This window comes from Janthinobacterium sp. J1-1 (genome assembly GCF_030944405.1).
Taxonomy (GTDB): Bacteria; Pseudomonadota; Gammaproteobacteria; order Burkholderiales; family Burkholderiaceae_D; genus Janthinobacterium.
Genome location: NZ_CP132339.1, coordinates 1,268,957 through 1,284,641, shown reverse-complemented (window position 1 = coordinate 1,284,641; position 15,685 = coordinate 1,268,957). Strand labels below are relative to the sequence as shown.

Sequence of the window (15,685 nt, the reverse complement as noted above, 5' to 3'; positions counted from 1 at the left end):
TTCAACGGCGACAGCATGATGGCAAGCAAGCCGCCGGCATGACGGCGCCATTTATGTGACAATTCCATCACTGTCGGCTCCGTTCCACCCTCCTCAGGCTGTCTACCCATGTCCAGTTCCGCCGTTAAAAGCTACCTCCCGTGGGTGGTCGCCACCGCCCTCTTCATGGAGCAGCTCGACTCCACCATCGTCAATACCGCCATTCCCAGCATGGCGGCCAGCCTGAATGTCACGCCGCTGAGCCTGAAAGCGGTGGTTACCAGTTACATCCTGAGCCTGGCCGTGTGCATCCCGATCAGCGGCTGGATGGCCGACCGCTTCGGTACCCGGCGCGTGTTTTCCGCCGCCGTCGCCATTTTCACGATTGCCTCCATCCTGTGCGGCCTGTCCGTCAATTCGCCGATGCTGGTGGCGGCGCGCCTGCTGCAGGGCGTCGGGGCGGCGATGATGATGCCGGTCGGCCGGCTGACCATCATCCGCACCTTTCCCAAGTCGCAGCTGCTGGCGGCAATGAATTTCGTCATCATCCCGGCCCTGATCGGCCCTTTGCTGGGGCCTACCGTGGGCGGGCTGATCGTGCACTGGCTGTCGTGGCGCGAGATTTTCTTCGTCAACGTGCCGGTCGGCCTGGCGGCGCTGTACCTGGCGCACCGCTACATGCCTGACTACTATGGCGACAAGCCGCGTCCGCTGGACCTGATCGGCCTGGTGCTGTTCGGCACCGGCATTGCCCTGCTGTCGTGGCTGCTGGAAGTGTTCGGCGAGCATCGCGTCGATCCCACCTCGTTCGCCGTGCTGCTGTTTATTTCCATCAGCCTGCTGGCGGCCTACGTCTGGCATTCGAGCGAAGTGCTGCACCCGCTGCTGCGCCTGGCGCTGTTCAAGGTGCGCACCTTCCGCGTCTCGGTGGTGGGCGGTTTTGTCACGCGCCTGGGCGTCGGCGGCCTGCCGTTTTTGTTGCCGCTGCTGTACCAGCTGGGCCTGGGCTTGCCGGCCTGGCAGTCGGGCTTGCTGATGATGCCGTCGGCCGCCGCCGCGATGGGCATGAAATTCATTTCCGCGCGCGTGCTGGCCCGCTTCGGCTACCGGCAAGTGCTGATCGTCAATACGGTGCTGATCGGCGTGACCATCGCCATGTTTTCGCAAGTGAGCGCCGGCACGCCGTTGTACGTCATCGTCGGCATCAGCCTGTGCCTGGGCTTTTTCAATTCGCTGCAGTTTTCCAGCATGAACACCATCGCCTACGCCGATGTCGACAAGGCCGACTCCAGCATGGCCAGCACGATTGCCAGTTCGATGCAGCAACTGTCGATGAGCTTTGGCCTGGCCTTCGGTTCGCTGATCACGGGCTGGTACCTGGGCGACATGCCACAGTCGAATCGCGCCATGCTGAGCACCGCCCTGCACCATGCCTTTTTGACCCTGGCGGTGGTGACGATCCTGTCTTCGCTGACCTTCTGGACCTTGCGCCGCACGGATGGCGAAAGCATCAGCAAGGGCAGCGATGTCGATGAAGACGACCTGGCCGAAGTCAAGGCGAAAGCGGTGGTGCAGACGGAAGTCCGGACGACAACGCAAACCAGCAAGGACTGAGCGGCCTCAAGCCGCCGCGACGCCACGCTGGCGGCCCTGGCCGCGCCGGTGCTACTGTGTACCGGGAGGCGCACATGGCGATCGAGCGGCGGTTCGCATGGGAAGGCAAGGACCGCCACGGCAAGCGGGTAGCAGGCATGCTGCGCGCCACCGACGCCGCTGCCGCCACCGTGCTGCTGCGCCGCCAGGGCATCCTGGCCACCCGCGTGCAGGCCCGGCGCGCGGCACCGGGCAAGGCCATCCGCCACAAGGATATCGCGCTGTTTACGCGCCAGCTGGCCACCATGATGGGCGCCGGCGTGCCGCTGCTGACCGCCTTCGAGATCGCCGGCAAGGGCCATGCCAAGCCGGCCATGACGCAGCTGATGCAGGACTTGCGCCGCGATATCGAAGCCGGCGGCAGCCTGCAGCAAGCCTTCCGCCAGTTTCCCCACCTGTTTGACGAACTGTATTGCAACCTGGTGGCGGCCGGCGAACAGGCCGGCATCGTGCAGGAGCTGCTGGCGCGCCTGGCCACGCACCAGGAAAAAGCCATCGCCCTGCGCCGCCAGCTGCGCGGTGCGCTGATGTATCCACTGGCCATCGTGGCCGTCGCCATCCTCGTTACCTCGATTATCCTCACTGTAGTGGTACCGGCTTTCCGGCAAGTCTTCGACAGCTTCGGCGCGCCGCTGCCGCTGCCCACCTTGCTGGTCATGGAGCTGTCGCGCCTGCTGGTGCAATCGTGGTACTGGCTACTGGCCGCGCTGTTGGCGCTGGCACTGCTGCTGCGCCTGGCCTGGCGCCGCTGGCCGCAGTTGCGCCGGCACGCACAGCAGCAATCGCTGCGTCTTCCCCTGTTCGGCCCGCTGCTGCGGCGCGCGGCGATCGCCCGCTGGACCCGCACCCTGGCCGCCATGTACGCCGCCGGCGTGCCCCTGCTCGATTCGCTGGCCCTGGTCGGCGCCGCCGCCGGCAACATCGTCTATCAGGACGCCACCATGCGCATCGAGCGCGAGATCCGCGCCGGCGGCAGCCTGGCGCTGGCCATGGGCCACAGCGGCGTGTTTCCCGAGCTGCTGACGCAACTGGCCCTGATCGGCGAAGAATCGGGCGCCCTCGACGCCATGCTGTCGCGCGCGGCCGACATCATCGAAGCGGAGATCGACAGCACCGTCACCATCCTTGCATCCTTGCTGGAGCCGGCGCTGATGGTGGTGCTGGGCGTGCTGGTGGGTGGCCTGGTGATCGCCTTGTATTTACCGATTTTCAAGCTGGGAGCGGTGATTTGACGGGTGGGGTTGAGATAGCGCAAGGGCATGGTGCGCAACGCGCACGAGGCGCTTGCGATGGCCGTATAAAATTTGATACACTCGGGAGAAATCGCGATGAACGAGAAACCGATCGACTGGCGTGGCAGCTCGCTCGACGATATCAAGGACGACGCCATCTTTACCGTCAACGCGCGGCGCGAGGCCGGCCACCAGCTGAGCCAGGTGCAGGCGGGGCTGGAGCCTGACCGCTGGAAGCCGTTCGACGAAGTCGGCGCGGGTACACGCGAAATCATCGTCAATCTCGATGACGGCTGGTTCCGCGTCATGTACGTGGCCAAGTTTGCCGAAGCCGTGTATGTGTTGCACTGTTTCAAGAAGAAAACCAACGCCACATCCGGGCAGGATAAACAGATTGCCAGCACCCGTTATAAAGCCGTGATCAAGGAAAGGAACACGCAATGAGCATCAACACCAAATCAGCCCGCATCACGCCCGCTGGCGGCAACGTCTTCGCCGACCTGGGCTTTGAACCCGCGGAAGCGCAGGCGCTGCAGGCGCAGTCGCAGCGCATCATCTCGGACAAGATCGCCATCAAGGAAAAACTGATGGGAGAGTTGGCGCTGTGGATGGCTACCGAAAACCTCAAGCAGGCCGATGCCGCGCAGATCCTTGGCGTGACGCGCCCGCGCGTATCCGACATGATCAACAGGAAAACCCCGAAATTCACCATCGACGCGCTGGTCGACATGCTGGCGCGCACCGGCAAGCGGGTGATGTTCTCGATCGCGTAAGCAGCGGCGGTCTGCCGAAAGTTCCCCGGAAGGGTGAGGATGTTTTACACTGCGCAGTGCCGGCAACTGTTTGCACGGCAACATCCCACCCTGACTAGACCACCATGCTGCAAGATACCCTGTTGTTCGCCGCGCCCGGCAATCTGTTCGTCACGCTGGTCGCCGCCCTGTTCGGCCTGATCGTCGGCAGCTTTCTCAATGTCGTGATCCACCGCATCCCGAAGATGATGCAGCGCGAGTCCGACAATTACGTGGCGGTGGAAAGCGGCAAGCCGCCGCCGCACACCGACAAATACAATCTGATGCTGCCGCATTCGCACTGCACCGCCTGCGGCCACCGCATCACCGCGCTGGAAAACATTCCCGTCGTCAGCTACCTGGCCCTGCGCGGCCAGTGCCGCGCCTGCAAGGCGCCGATTTCGCCGCGCTATCCGCTGGTGGAAATGTTGACGGGCGCGCTGTCGGCGCTGCTGGTCTGGCATTTCGGCAGCGGCTGGACCGGGCTGGCCACTTTGCTGTTCGCCTTCCTGCTGATCGCCATGACCTTTATCGACGCCGATACGCAGATGCTGCCCGACGACCTGACGTTTCCGCTGCTGTGGGCGGGGTTGCTGGTCAATATCAACGGCACCTTCGTGCCGCTTGCCGACGCCGTGATCGGCGCGGCTGCCGGCTACCTGGCCCTGTGGAGCGTCTACTGGGCCTTCAAGCTGGCGACAGGCAAGGAAGGAATGGGGTATGGTGACTTCAAATTGCTGGCGGCGCTGGGCGCCTGGCTGGGCTGGACCATGCTGCCGACGATTATTTTATTGTCGTCCGTGGTCGGCGCGCTGGTCGGCATCGTCCTGATCGTGTTTGCCAAACGCGGGCGCGACAAACCCATTCCCTTCGGTCCCTACCTGGCCGCCGCCGGCGTGATCGCCCTGCTGTATGGCGCGCCGCTGTCGCAGCTGACCCTGGGTCTGGTGGGCTGACCGAATGGAACACATGACAGAATCTGGCACGACGCACGGCGCACCTTATTTCAGCATCGGCCTGACCGGCGGCATCGGCTGCGGCAAGAGCACGGTGGCCAATCTGTTTGCCGCGCGCGGCGCCTCCATCGTCGATACCGACGAGATCGCGCACAGCCTGACGGCCGCCAATGGCGCGGCCATGCCGGCGCTGCTGGCGGAATTTGGCGCCGGGATGCTTGACGCGAACGGCGCGATGGACCGTGCCAAAATGCGCGAACTGGTGTTTTCCGATCCGCAGGCCAAGCGCCGGCTGGAAGCGATTTTGCATCCGCGCATCCGCGCGGCCACCCTGGCGGCCGCGGCCGGCGCCACCGGCAGCTATGTGATCTTTGCCGTGCCACTGCTGGTCGAATCGGGCGGCTGGGTGGAACGGGTCAACCGCGTGCTGGTGATCGACTGCCAGGAAAGCCTGCAGGTGGCGCGCGTGATGCAGCGCAATGGCCTGTCGGAAGCACAAGTGAAAGCCATCATGGCGACGCAGGCGACGCGGGCCATGCGCCTGGGAGCGGCCGATGATGTGATCGATAACAATGGCGACCTGGCGGCCCTGGAACCGCAGATCGCCCTCTTGCACGAGGTATATCTGGCATTTTCAAAAAGAATGGCGGGAATGGCCTCGCAGCATTTGTAATTTGTCGACGCTTGGTTCAGAATCACGGGATTGCTTGCAGGTCCATACTTAAGGGAATTATTTTGATTGTCTACGAATACCCTTTCAACGAACGCATACGTACGCTGTTGCGGCTGGAAGACCTGTACGACAAATTCAAGTTCTTCGTCCAGCAAGAGCACGCGATGCAGCACCATGTTGCATTGGCAACTATCTTCGACATGCTGGAAGTGGCCGGCCGCGCCGACCTGAAGTCCGATCTGTTGCAGGAACTCGAACGCCAGCGCCAGAGCCTGCTCGGCTACCGCAGCAATCCGAACGTGGAACCGGAAACCCTGGACGCCATCCTCGGCGAACTCGACAGCGTTAGCGGCGCCCTGGTGGCGGCGCAAGGCAAGACCGGGCAGAATATCCGCGACAATGAATGGCTGATGAGCATCCGCGGCCGCACCATCATTCCCGGCGGCGCCTGCGAATTCGACTTGCCGTCCTACTATGCCTGGCAGCAGCGCAGCTCGGAACAGCGCCTGGCCGATATCCAGGCCTGGTTCGCCCCGCTGGCGCCGCTGTTCGACGCGCTGGCGCTGGTGCTGCGCCTGCTGCGCGATTCGGGCGGTCCCGTCAAGCTGATCGCCAATGCCGGCAGCTTCCAGCAAATGCTGCAAGGTAAGGTCTACCAGATGCTGCGTTTGAGCCTCGACGAGGCCAGCGGCGCGATTCCCGAAATCTCCGCCAATAAATACATGCTGTGGGTGCGCTTTACCACCCAGGGCGGCGACCTGAAACCCAAGCCGCTCGAAGAAGATGTCCCCTTCGAGCTCACGCTGTGTAATTTTTAATTGTTCTTGCCATGACCGTTGTTAACTGCCCTACCTGCGCCGCCAAAGTCGAATGGACCGAGGCCAATACCTTCCGCCCCTTCTGTTCGAATCGCTGCAAGCAGATCGATCTGGGCGCCTGGGCCGAAGAGAAATACACGATCCCGGCCGCCGACCCGCTCGACGATCCATTGGATGATGAAGAAAACAAACCCGCGCATTAATAACATCTGACCAAACCTACTGCGCGGCGCGACTTGCGGCCACCGATGCTCACTGTGCATTCGCACAGCTCCGCTTCTCAGCCACAATTCACATCCGCTCGCTACGGTTTTGTCAGGCGTTATGACTAAACGGGTTTTCAAGCCGCAGGCCCGATCCCGCATAGCGGTCCAGCCGGCCGCTGACCACCGTCAGGCCATGGGCGATGCCCATCGCCGCGATCTGGCCATCGACACCCCTACCGTGGTCCTGCAAGCGGGCCCACACCAGCGCGCAATCGAGATCGAACTCGAGCAGGCGCGCCGCATACTCGCGCAACACCGCCTCCAGCCAGCCTTCCATCGCCAGCGCTTCCATGCTGGCGCCGCGCCGCCATAGCTGCCGGATGCCGGCGCGCCATTGCGCCACCGCCTGCACCGGCAGGTAGCGCTCGTCGGGCGCCACCCGCTCGAACCAGGATCGCACGCCGGGCGGCGCCTTGGCTCCCTTGCGCGCGGCGTTGACCACGTCGGCGTCCAGCAGATAGCCGGGCATGCTATTGGTCGCGGCCAAAGTCGGCCTCGCTGCCCACGTCGGGCATGCCGCGCAGGATATCGTCGAGCGGGCGCCTGGGCAGCGGACGCAGCACGCTGCGCAGGATGTCGCGGTGCTCCTCCTCGATGCTGCGGCCATGGGCGCGGGCGCGCTTGTGCAGCGCGGCCAGCAGCAGTTCATCGGCGTCGTTGAAGGTCAGGGTCAGGGTCAGCGCCATGCGAGTCTCCCGCTATCGTCATCAATGACTTTAGCGGAAAGACCGTGTAATGCAAGGCGGGAGCGGCAATCAGGCGCGGGCCGTCAAGCCGATGTCGTACTTTCGCGGCGCACCACGTCCAGCCATTCCAGCAGGGGAATCGTGGCCGGCAGCAAGGGCTCCACCCCCACCGTGCCCTGCCAGGCAAAGGCCTGGCCTTCCAGGCTTTGCGGCTCGCCACGCCAGTCGCGGCTGATATAGAAATGCAGCCGCACATGGGCGTGCGGATAGACATACTCCACGCCGCACCAGGCTTCGGCGCTGTCGATCTGCAGGCCCAGTTCCTCGACAAACTCGCGTTTCAGCGCATCGAGGATGGCTTCGCCCGGCTCGACTTTACCGCCGGGAAACTCCCAATAGCCATCATATGGTTTGCCGGCCGGGCGCTGGCCCAGCAGGACATCGCCATTCGGTTTCATCAGGATGCCGACGGCGACATCGACCGGTTTGACTTTCACCTCGCTCATTGCGGCAGCTTTCCGGCAGGAAGTTTACCCGCATAATCGCGCGCAAACTGCCACGCCACCCGGCCCGACCGCGAGCCGCGCTGCAAGGCCCAGCGCAGGGCGTCGCCGCGCGCTTGCGCGATCTGTTCCGGGCTGCAGCCGAACGAGGCCAGCCAGTGCGCGGCGATATCGAGGTAATCATCCTGCTTGAACGGATAGAACGACAGCCACAACCCGAAGCGTTCGGACAGGGAAATCTTTTCCTCCACCGTTTCGCCCGGATGCAGGTCGCCATCGTCGTCGGTCTTGTAGCTGCTGTTGTCCGACATGCGTTCCGGCATCAGATGGCGCCGGTTCGAGGTGGCATAGATCAGCACATTGTCCGACTGCGCGGCGATGCTGCCGTCCAGCGCCACCTTCAGCGCCTTGTAGCCGCTCTCGCCTTCTTCGAACGACAGGTCGTCGCAAAAGATGATGAAGCGCTCGGGGCGCGCCGCCACCAGGTCGACGATGTCGGGCAGGTCGGCCAGGTCCGCCTTGTCGACCTCGATCAGGCGCAGGCCCTGGCCAGAAAACTGGTTCAGGCAGGCCTTGATCAGCGACGACTTGCCGGTGCCGCGCGCGCCCGTCAGCAGCACATTGTTGGCCGGCCGGCCACTGACGAACTGGCGCGTGTTCTGCTCGATCTGGGCCTTTTGCGTGCCGATATTGTGCAGGTCATCGAGTGCGATGTTCGACACATGGGCCACCGCCTGCAGATGGCTGGCGGCGCCCTGCCGCCGGCGCCAGCGAAAGGCAAAACTGTTCCAGTCGACGGCCGGCGTGGCGGCCGGCAGGATCGCCTCCACGCGCGCCAGCAGGCTTTCCGCGCGCTGCAGGAATTGTTCGAGGCCGGTCATGAACGGTAGTCGGCGTTGATCGACACGTAATCATGCGACAGGTCGCAGGTCCAGACGGTGGCAGCAGCATCGCCGCGCGCCAGTTTCACGCGGATGGTGATTTCGCTTTGCTGCATCACGCGCTGGCCGTCCTGCTCCTGGTAGTCGGGATTGCGGCCGCCATTCTTGGCCACCCATACATCGTCCAGGTACAGGTTCAGCAGGCTGACGTCCAGGTCGTCCACGCCGGCATAACCGATGGCGGCCAGGATGCGGCCCAGGTTCGGGTCGGAGGCAAAGAACGCGGTTTTTACCAGCGGCGAATGGGCGATCGAATAAGCGATCTTGCGGCACTCTTCCATGCTGCGGCCGTCTTCCACGGTCACGGTCATGAACTTGGTCGCGCCTTCGCCGTCGCGCACGATGGCTTGCGCGAGAAAGGTCGACAGTTCGGTGACGGCGGCGGCCAGTGCGGCGTAGCCGGGCGCATCGACCGAGTCGATCACCAGGCTGCCGGCGCCGGTGGCGACCAGCATGAAGGAGTCATTGGTGGACGTGTCGCCGTCGATGGTGATGCAGTTGAACGATTTGTCGGCCGCCTGCTTGACCAGTTGATCGAGCACCGGCTGGGCCACAGTGGCGTCGAATGCCAGGAAACCGAGCATGGTGGCCATGTTCGGCTTGATCATGCCGGCGCCCTTGCTGATGCCGGTCAGGGTGACCGTATGGCCCTCGATGGTGACCGTGCGCGAACCGGCTTTCGGCTGCGTGTCGGTGGTCATGATGGCTTCGGCCGCCGAGAACCAGTTATCTTGCGTGAGTGCGGCGACGGCTTGCGGCAGGCCGGCCACCAGGCGCTGTACCGGCAGGGGTTCGAGGATCACGCCGGTGGAAAACGGCAGGATCTGCTGCGGCGTGCAGCCCAGCAACTCGGCCAGCGCGGCGCAGCTGTCCTGGGCGGCGGCCAGGCCCGATTCACCCGTGCCCGCATTGGCATTGCCGGTGTTGACCAGCAGCGCGCGGATCGGCGCGGCGCCGGCGGTGACGGCCGCCAGGTTGGCTTTCGAGATCTGCACCGGCGCGGCGCAGAAGCGGTTCAAGGTAAACACGCCGGCCACGGTGGCGGTCGGCGCCAGCTTCAATACCAGCAAATCCTTGCGGTTCGGCTTCTTGATGCCGGCTTCGGCAACACCGATTTCAATACCGGCGACGGCTTTCAGGTCGGCGGCGACGGGCTTGGGAGAATTGACGGCCATATGAGTTCTTCTGCGAGGGGAAAAGGAAGCGCTATTGTAGCGCCTTCGCGCCAGCGCTGACCATGCGGCGCACCGGACCCACGGACAAAAAAAACGGAGACCGCGGTCTCCGTTTTTGTTCAGGCTGTCAAACCGCCTTTATGCCAGCTTGCCGTGGCAGGCTTTATATTTCTTGCCGCTGCCGCAAGGGCATGGATCGTTGCGGCCGACCTTGACGCCCATGCTCACGCTCATGTCGTCGACATACTGGTCGCTGCTGTTGTCGCCAGCCGTAGGCGCCAGCAATTCTTCCGGCGCCGCGTTCGGATCGAATTCGGCGTGCTGGTAGTGCACGTTTTCCACGTGCGACTGCTGCATCGCCGCTTCGGCCGCATCGACTTCTTCGCGCGACTGGATGCGCACCGTCATCACGTGCTTGGTGACGTCGTTCTTGATCATGTCGAGCATCATGCCGAAGAGTTCGAACGCTTCGCGCTTGTATTCCTGTTTCGGGTTCTTCTGCGCATAGCCGCGCAGGTGGATGCCCTGGCGCAGGTGGTCCAGCGCCGCCAGGTGTTCACGCCAGTGGCTGTCCACGCTTTGCAGCATGACATTGCGCTCGAAGCCGCCGAACGATTCCTTGCCGACGATATCGATCTTCGACTGGTACACGGCATCGGCTGCCACCAGCACTTTTTCAACGATCTCTTCGTCGGTCAGGCTGGCATCGGCCGCCAGCAGCTGCTGCAGCGGAATGTCGAGCTGCCAGTCGCTGGCCAGCACGGTTTCCAGGCCCTTGATGTCCCACTGCTCTTCCACCGATTCCTGCGGCACGTAAGCGTGCACCAGGTCGGTGAACACGCCGTGGCGCAGCGAGGCGATCATTTCGGAAATGTCGGTCGTTTCCAGCAGCTCGTTACGCTGCTGGTAGATCACCTTGCGCTGGTCGTTGGCGACATCATCGTATTCCAGCAATTGCTTGCGGATGTCGAAGTTGCGCGCTTCCACCTTGCGCTGGGCCGACTCGATCGAGCGCGAGACGATGCCCGCTTCGATCGGTTCGCCTTCCGGCATTTTCAGGCGGTCCATCACGGCGCGCACGCGGTCGCCGGCGAAGATGCGCAGCAGCGCGTCGTCGAGCGACAGGTAGAAGCGCGACGAACCCGGATCGCCCTGGCGGCCGGCACGGCCACGCAATTGATTGTCGACCCGGCGCGATTCGTGGCGTTCGGTGCCGATGATGTGCAGGCCGCCCGCATTGACCACGTGGTCGTGCAGCGACTGCCATTCATCGCGCAGCGTCTGCGACTGCGATGCCTTGTCGGCGTCGCTCAGTTCGGCATTGGCTTCGATGAACTTGATCTGGTTTTCGACGTTACCGCCCAACACGATGTCGGTACCGCGACCGGCCATGTTGGTGGCGATGGTAATGGCTTTCGGACGGCCGGCCTGGGCGATGATTTCCGCTTCGCGCGCATGCTGCTTGGCGTTCAGCACGTTATGCGGCAGCTTGGCCTTGTCCAGGATGCCGGACAGCAGCTCCGAGTTCTCGATCGAGGTGGTGCCCACCAGCACCGGCTGGCCGCGCTCGTAGCAGTCGCGGATATCGATCACCATCGCATTGTATTTTTCCGCCGACGATTTGTAGACCTGGTCCTGGCGGTCCTTGCGCTGCAGCGGACGGTTTTGCGGAATCACCACCGTTTCCAGGCCGTAGATCTCCTGGAATTCGTAGGCTTCGGTATCGGCCGTGCCGGTCATGCCGGCCAGCTTGGCGTACATGCGGAAGTAGTTCTGGAAGGTGATCGAGGCCAGGGTCTGGTTCTCGTTCTGGATCTTCACGCCCTCTTTCGCTTCGACGGCCTGGTGCAGGCCATCGGACCAGCGGCGGCCCGTCATCAGGCGGCCCGTGAATTCATCGACGATCACGACTTCATTGTTCTGCACCACATAGTGCTGATCCTTGAAGTACAGCGCATGGGCGCGCAGCGCCGCATACATGTGGTGCACCAGCGAGATATTCGCCGAATCGTACAGCGAGGCGCCTTCCGGCAGCAGACCCAGTTCGGTCATGATGCGCTCGGCCTTTTCGTGGCCGGCTTCGGTCAGCAGCACCTGGTGCGCTTTTTCATCCTTGGTGTAGTCGCCAGGGACTTCCACTTTGCCCTTGCCGTCCGGCGTTTCTTCGCCGATCTGCAACGTCAGCAAGCCTGGCACTTCATTGATCTTGTGGTACAGGTCGGTATGGCTCTCGGCCTGGCCGGAAATGATCAAAGGGGTACGCGCTTCATCGATCAGGATCGAGTCGACTTCATCGACGATGCCGAAGTTCAGCGCGCGCTGCACGCGGTCGCGCGCTTCGTACACCATATTGTCGCGCAGGAAGTCGAAGCCGAATTCGTTGTTGGTGCCGTAGGTGATGTCGGAGTTGTAGGCCTGCTGCTTGGCGCTGTGCTCCATCTGCGACATGTTCACGCCGGTCGACAGGCCCAGCCAGGCGTACAAGCGGCCCATGGTCTCGGCGTCGCGCTGTGCCAGGTAATCATTGACGGTGACGATGTGCACGCCCTTGCCCGACAAGGCGTTCAGGTAGGCTGGCAGGGTTGCCATCAGGGTCTTGCCCTCGCCCGTGCCCATCTCGGCGATCTTGCCATAGTGCAGGACCATCCCGCCTATCATCTGCACGTCGAAGTGGCGCATGCGCAGCACGCGCTTGGACGCTTCGCGGCAGACGGCAAACGCCTCCGGCAGCAGGGCGTCGAGCGATTCGCCACCGGCGATGCGTTCCTTGAAGGCAGGCGTCTTCGCTTGCAGCTCGGCATCCGACAGCTTTTCGATGACCGGCTCGAGCGCGTTGATCTCGCGTACCGTTTTTTGGTATTGCTTGAGCAGCCGCTGGTTGCGGCTACCGAAAATCTGGGTCAGTAATGACATGCTTGAATTCTTGAAAAAACGCCGTTAAAAAAAGCTCGGTAGCTGACAGCGAGGTGACAATCGCATGACCGCACGGAGTTCGACTATGGCAAAAGACGATGATTTTATCATGCGTTCCCCCCAAGGTTGGGATCATGCACTATATAACAATAGCTTTAAGACAAACAATGCAGGGAAATTGCGGACATTTTGCGCACGGTATGGCCCCATCGCAGGCGACTGCCGCCCTCGCCATGCGCGGGCGAGTGTGCTATGTTTCGGCCATGCGAAATCCCACTTACTCGCCGGCACCGCGCCGCAGCTACGGCTTTGCCCGCCCGGGCCCGGCCGTCACGGGCGCCACCGATTTCTTGCGCGGCAACGCGACGATGGCGTCCCTGATGCCCACCGTCAAGCGCCTGGCCGCCCTGCAAAAAGATTGCGCCCAGGCCTTGCCGGCCATGTTCGAGCACTGCGATATCCTGCAGTTCGAAGCGGGCCAGCTGGTGCTGGCCATACCGAACGCCGCGCTGGCGGCCAAGCTCAAGCAGCAACTGCCGAAACTGCAAGGGGAACTGGAAAGAAAAGGCTGGCAGATTGCGGGCATCAAGCTCAAGGTGCAGGTGACCAAAAGCATCGCGCCCATCGTTCATACGCGGGCGCTGGTGTTGCCGGAAAAAGCCATGTCGGCGCTGGAAGAATTGAGCACGGCGCTGCCGGCGTCGAAACAGAACGATCAGCTGATCGCGGCGCTGCGCAGGCTGGTGCGGCATCACCGCGAAGCTAAAGATTAGGAGCGCCAGGCAGCAGCACGTAGATACTGTTATCCCCCGTCAAGCGGCGTGCAAGGTCGGATCAAATATTTTTCCCGACCTGAGCACGCCGAATGCCACATGCACCAGCTTGCGCATCATGGCGCCGATGATCAGTTTCGGTGCCTTGCCGGCAGCGCTGAGCCGCTGGCCAAAGCGCTGGCCCCATGGTGTCCTGTATACGGTTACCATGGCCGGCATGTACAGCGCTTTTCGCAGGAAACTGTGACCAATCTTCGACATGCGTGGCTTGCCACGTACGCTCGATCCTGACTCGTGCTGGCGCGGGTCAAGTCCCGCAAACGCCACGGCTTGCTTGGCGTTGTCGAAGCGCTCGGTATCGGCATAGTACGACAGCAACACTGGTATCGTGCGCTCACCCAGGCCAGGGATGCTGTCGAGCAGCTCGCGCTTGTCGCGTAAATCCGGATCATCGTCGATATGGCGCTTGATGGCGCGAATGAGTTCCTTGATTTCTTTGTCGAGCCAGGCAATGTGATCCTCGATACCCTGGCGGACCGCTTCTCGAGCGACGTCGAGCCGATTCGTTTCCTGCAACCGCATCGCTTGCACCGCTTCGAGGCGCAGCACCAAGGCGCGCAGTGCCTGCGCGGCGGGCGACGGCGCTGTCCACGGCTCCGGTTGGCGCTCATGGGCAAAGTCGGCAATCAACTGCGCATCGACCTTGTCGGTCTTGGTGCGCACCATGCGCGAGGCGCCAAAGGCCTTGATCTGTGCCGGATTGATGACACTGACCACCATGCCAAGTCCGGCCAGATATTCGGCAACCCCTTCCCAGTAAGTGCCAGTCGCTTCCATACATACTCTCGGGCTGCCGGCATCATGCTTGAGCAGCCATTCGCTCAGTACAGAAAATCCTTTGTGATTGTTTTCTACTACCTTGTTACGATGCTTGCCGTTGGGCAGGCGCAGTGCGCAGTCCAGCTTGGCCTTGGCAACGTCGATTCCTAAATTAAACATGCTGTGGTCCTCTTGCGATCTACCTTGTGAATGCGGGCTACCGGCGTGCCGGTGCCAAAGATACTGTCCGATCTTGACATGGAGGGTGGGTAACTGGTGCGAGATCTACATCGCTGGCTTTGAGCCTAAGGGCGGATACGGCATCCAGTTACCCGGTCTTGATATGCCTATCAAGAATTTTGACAGCGGTCGATGTTGTTCGCAACACCACCAACCGCATGAGAGGAATAATACAAGGTCGGATTAGCGCGCAGGCCGTAATCCGACAACACCGCAGACGCCAACAATGTTGTCGGATTACGGCCCGAAGGGCCTCGGCGGCCCCACCTAATCCGACCTACGTCAGCGACCACTCGCGTTCCATCTGGCGCAGGTAGGACTGTGGCGCCGCCTCATTGGTGGCAAACGACACGATCTCGTACGACTCCGGCTGCTCCAGCAGCGCCAGCAGCAGCTGGTTGTTCAGCGCATGGCCCGATTTATGGGCCGTGTAATAGGCCAGCAGCGGATGGCCCACCAAATACAAATCGCCAATCGCGTCGAGGATTTTATGGCGCACGAATTCGTCTTCGTAGCGCAGGCCGTCGGCGTTCAGGATGCGGTATTCGTCCATCACGATGGCGTTTTCCAGCGAGCCGCCACGGGCCAGGCCCATGCCGCGCAGGCTTTCCACGTCCTGCATGAAGCCGAAGGTGCGCGCGCGCGCCACGTCATGGATATAGGACACGTCGCCAAAGTCGACCGAGGCGCGCTGCATGGTGCCGTCGACGGCCGGGTGGTTGAATTCGATGAAAAAATCGAGCTTGAAGCCGTCATAGGGCGACAGCCGCGCCCATTTTTCGGCCGCGCCGGTACCGTGACGCACTTCCACCGGCTTGATCACCTTGATGAATTTCTTGGCCGCCGCCTGCTCTTCCACGCCAGCCTGTTGCAGCAGGAACACGAAAGAAGAAGCCGAACCATCCATGATGGGAATTTCTTCCGCGTTCACGTCGATATACATATTGTCGATGCCGAGGCCGGCCGCGGCCGACATCAGGTGTTCCACGGTCGAGACGCGGGCGCCGTCCTTGATCAGCACGGACGCCATGCGCGTGTCGCCCACCGCCATGGCGCTGGCGGGAAACTCCACCACCGGCACCAGGTCGATGCGGCGAAACACGATGCCCGTGTCGATGGCGGCCGGGCTCAAGGTCAGTTCGACCTTGGTGCCGGAGTGCAAGCCGACACCGATGGTGCGGACCGATTGTTTGATGGTGCGTTGTTTTAACATGGCACGATTATAGCCAGTTGCGGCATGGAATGCTGGCCGGCAAAAAAACTGTTA

17 protein-coding genes are annotated in these 15,685 nt (G+C 62.4%); 9 read left to right on the top strand and 8 right to left on the bottom strand.

Annotated elements, in window-relative coordinates; genetic code table 11:
- Positions 1 to 108 precede the first annotated feature (108 nt).
- The 8 genes from Q8L25_RS05815 (at position 109) to yacG (ending at position 6,305) form a co-directional block, all read left to right on the top strand.
- Positions 109 to 1,593, top strand: coding sequence for a DHA2 family efflux MFS transporter permease subunit (locus tag Q8L25_RS05815; RefSeq protein WP_308923975.1), 1,485 nt, complete (start codon positions 109 to 111; stop codon positions 1,591 to 1,593).
- Positions 1,594 to 1,667: 74 nt separating this feature from the next.
- The gene (locus Q8L25_RS05810; protein ID WP_308923974.1) at positions 1,668 to 2,864 is read left to right on the top strand and encodes a type II secretion system F family protein; all 1,197 of its coding nucleotides are present in this window, start codon (positions 1,668 to 1,670) and stop codon (positions 2,862 to 2,864) included.
- A 96-nt stretch (positions 2,865 to 2,960) separates the two neighbouring features.
- A complete protein-coding gene (locus Q8L25_RS05805) occupies positions 2,961 to 3,308 on the top strand; it encodes a type II toxin-antitoxin system RelE/ParE family toxin (protein ID WP_308923973.1) in 348 nt (115 codons plus the stop codon).
- On the top strand, positions 3,305 to 3,637 hold the full coding sequence (locus Q8L25_RS05800; RefSeq protein WP_308923972.1) for an XRE family transcriptional regulator: 333 nt from the start codon (positions 3,305 to 3,307) through the stop codon (positions 3,635 to 3,637). Before Q8L25_RS05805 ends, Q8L25_RS05800 begins: the two co-directional genes overlap by 4 nt.
- 104 nt (positions 3,638 to 3,741) lie before the next feature.
- Positions 3,742 to 4,611: an A24 family peptidase gene (locus tag Q8L25_RS05795; protein WP_308923971.1), complete on the top strand. Its 870-nt coding sequence runs from the start codon at positions 3,742 to 3,744 to the stop codon at positions 4,609 to 4,611.
- A gap of 13 nt (positions 4,612 to 4,624) precedes the next feature.
- On the top strand, positions 4,625 to 5,284 hold the full coding sequence (coaE, locus tag Q8L25_RS05790) for a dephospho-CoA kinase (RefSeq protein ID WP_308923970.1): 660 nt from the start codon (positions 4,625 to 4,627) through the stop codon (positions 5,282 to 5,284).
- Positions 5,285 to 5,346: 62 nt separating this feature from the next.
- Positions 5,347 to 6,102, top strand: a complete 756-nt coding sequence (gene zapD, locus Q8L25_RS05785) for a cell division protein ZapD (protein WP_308923969.1) — start codon at positions 5,347 to 5,349, stop codon at positions 6,100 to 6,102.
- 11 nt (positions 6,103 to 6,113) lie between these two features.
- On the top strand, positions 6,114 to 6,305 hold the full coding sequence (gene yacG, locus Q8L25_RS05780; RefSeq protein ID WP_308923968.1) for a DNA gyrase inhibitor YacG: 192 nt from the start codon (positions 6,114 to 6,116) through the stop codon (positions 6,303 to 6,305).
- 112 nt (positions 6,306 to 6,417) lie between these two features.
- Here the strand turns inward: yacG and Q8L25_RS05775 are convergent, their stop codons facing one another.
- From Q8L25_RS05775 to secA, 6 genes are all read right to left on the bottom strand, one after another.
- Positions 6,418 to 6,855 (bottom strand): VapC toxin family PIN domain ribonuclease, encoded by a 438-nt coding sequence (locus Q8L25_RS05775; protein WP_308923967.1) that lies wholly within the window; start codon positions 6,853 to 6,855, stop codon positions 6,418 to 6,420.
- Positions 6,839 to 7,054 (bottom strand): DNA-binding protein, encoded by a 216-nt coding sequence (locus Q8L25_RS05770; protein ID WP_308923966.1) that lies wholly within the window; start codon positions 7,052 to 7,054, stop codon positions 6,839 to 6,841. Before Q8L25_RS05770 ends, Q8L25_RS05775 begins: the two co-directional genes overlap by 17 nt.
- A gap of 83 nt (positions 7,055 to 7,137) precedes the next feature.
- Positions 7,138 to 7,560, bottom strand: coding sequence for an NUDIX domain-containing protein (locus Q8L25_RS05765; RefSeq protein ID WP_308923965.1), 423 nt, complete (start codon positions 7,558 to 7,560; stop codon positions 7,138 to 7,140).
- Entirely contained in the window at positions 7,557 to 8,438 is an 882-nt protein-coding gene (locus tag Q8L25_RS05760; protein WP_308923964.1) for an ATP-binding protein, read from the bottom strand. Before Q8L25_RS05760 ends, Q8L25_RS05765 begins: the two co-directional genes overlap by 4 nt.
- Positions 8,435 to 9,673 (bottom strand): bifunctional glutamate N-acetyltransferase/amino-acid acetyltransferase ArgJ, encoded by a 1,239-nt coding sequence (gene argJ / locus Q8L25_RS05755; protein WP_308923963.1) that lies wholly within the window; start codon positions 9,671 to 9,673, stop codon positions 8,435 to 8,437. Before argJ ends, Q8L25_RS05760 begins: the two co-directional genes overlap by 4 nt.
- Before the next feature lie 138 nt (positions 9,674 to 9,811).
- A complete protein-coding gene (secA, locus tag Q8L25_RS05750) occupies positions 9,812 to 12,586 on the bottom strand; it encodes a preprotein translocase subunit SecA (RefSeq protein WP_308923962.1) in 2,775 nt (924 codons plus the stop codon).
- Positions 12,587 to 12,849: 263 nt separating this feature from the next.
- Between secA and Q8L25_RS05745 the strand changes: the two genes are divergently transcribed.
- Positions 12,850 to 13,359 carry a DciA family protein gene (locus Q8L25_RS05745; protein WP_308923961.1) on the top strand — a complete coding sequence of 170 codons (510 nt, stop codon included), beginning with the start codon at positions 12,850 to 12,852 and terminating at the stop codon, positions 13,357 to 13,359.
- Between the two features lie 39 nt (positions 13,360 to 13,398).
- Here Q8L25_RS05745 and Q8L25_RS05740 read toward each other — a convergent pair whose 3' ends face one another.
- Both Q8L25_RS05740 and lpxC read right to left on the bottom strand, forming a co-directional pair.
- The gene (locus Q8L25_RS05740) at positions 13,399 to 14,358 is read right to left on the bottom strand and encodes an IS110 family transposase (RefSeq protein ID WP_308923960.1); all 960 of its coding nucleotides are present in this window, start codon (positions 14,356 to 14,358) and stop codon (positions 13,399 to 13,401) included.
- Positions 14,359 to 14,695: 337 nt separating this feature from the next.
- On the bottom strand, positions 14,696 to 15,631 hold the full coding sequence (gene lpxC, locus Q8L25_RS05735) for a UDP-3-O-acyl-N-acetylglucosamine deacetylase (RefSeq protein ID WP_308923959.1): 936 nt from the start codon (positions 15,629 to 15,631) through the stop codon (positions 14,696 to 14,698).
- Positions 15,632 to 15,685: the final 54 nt, after the last annotated feature.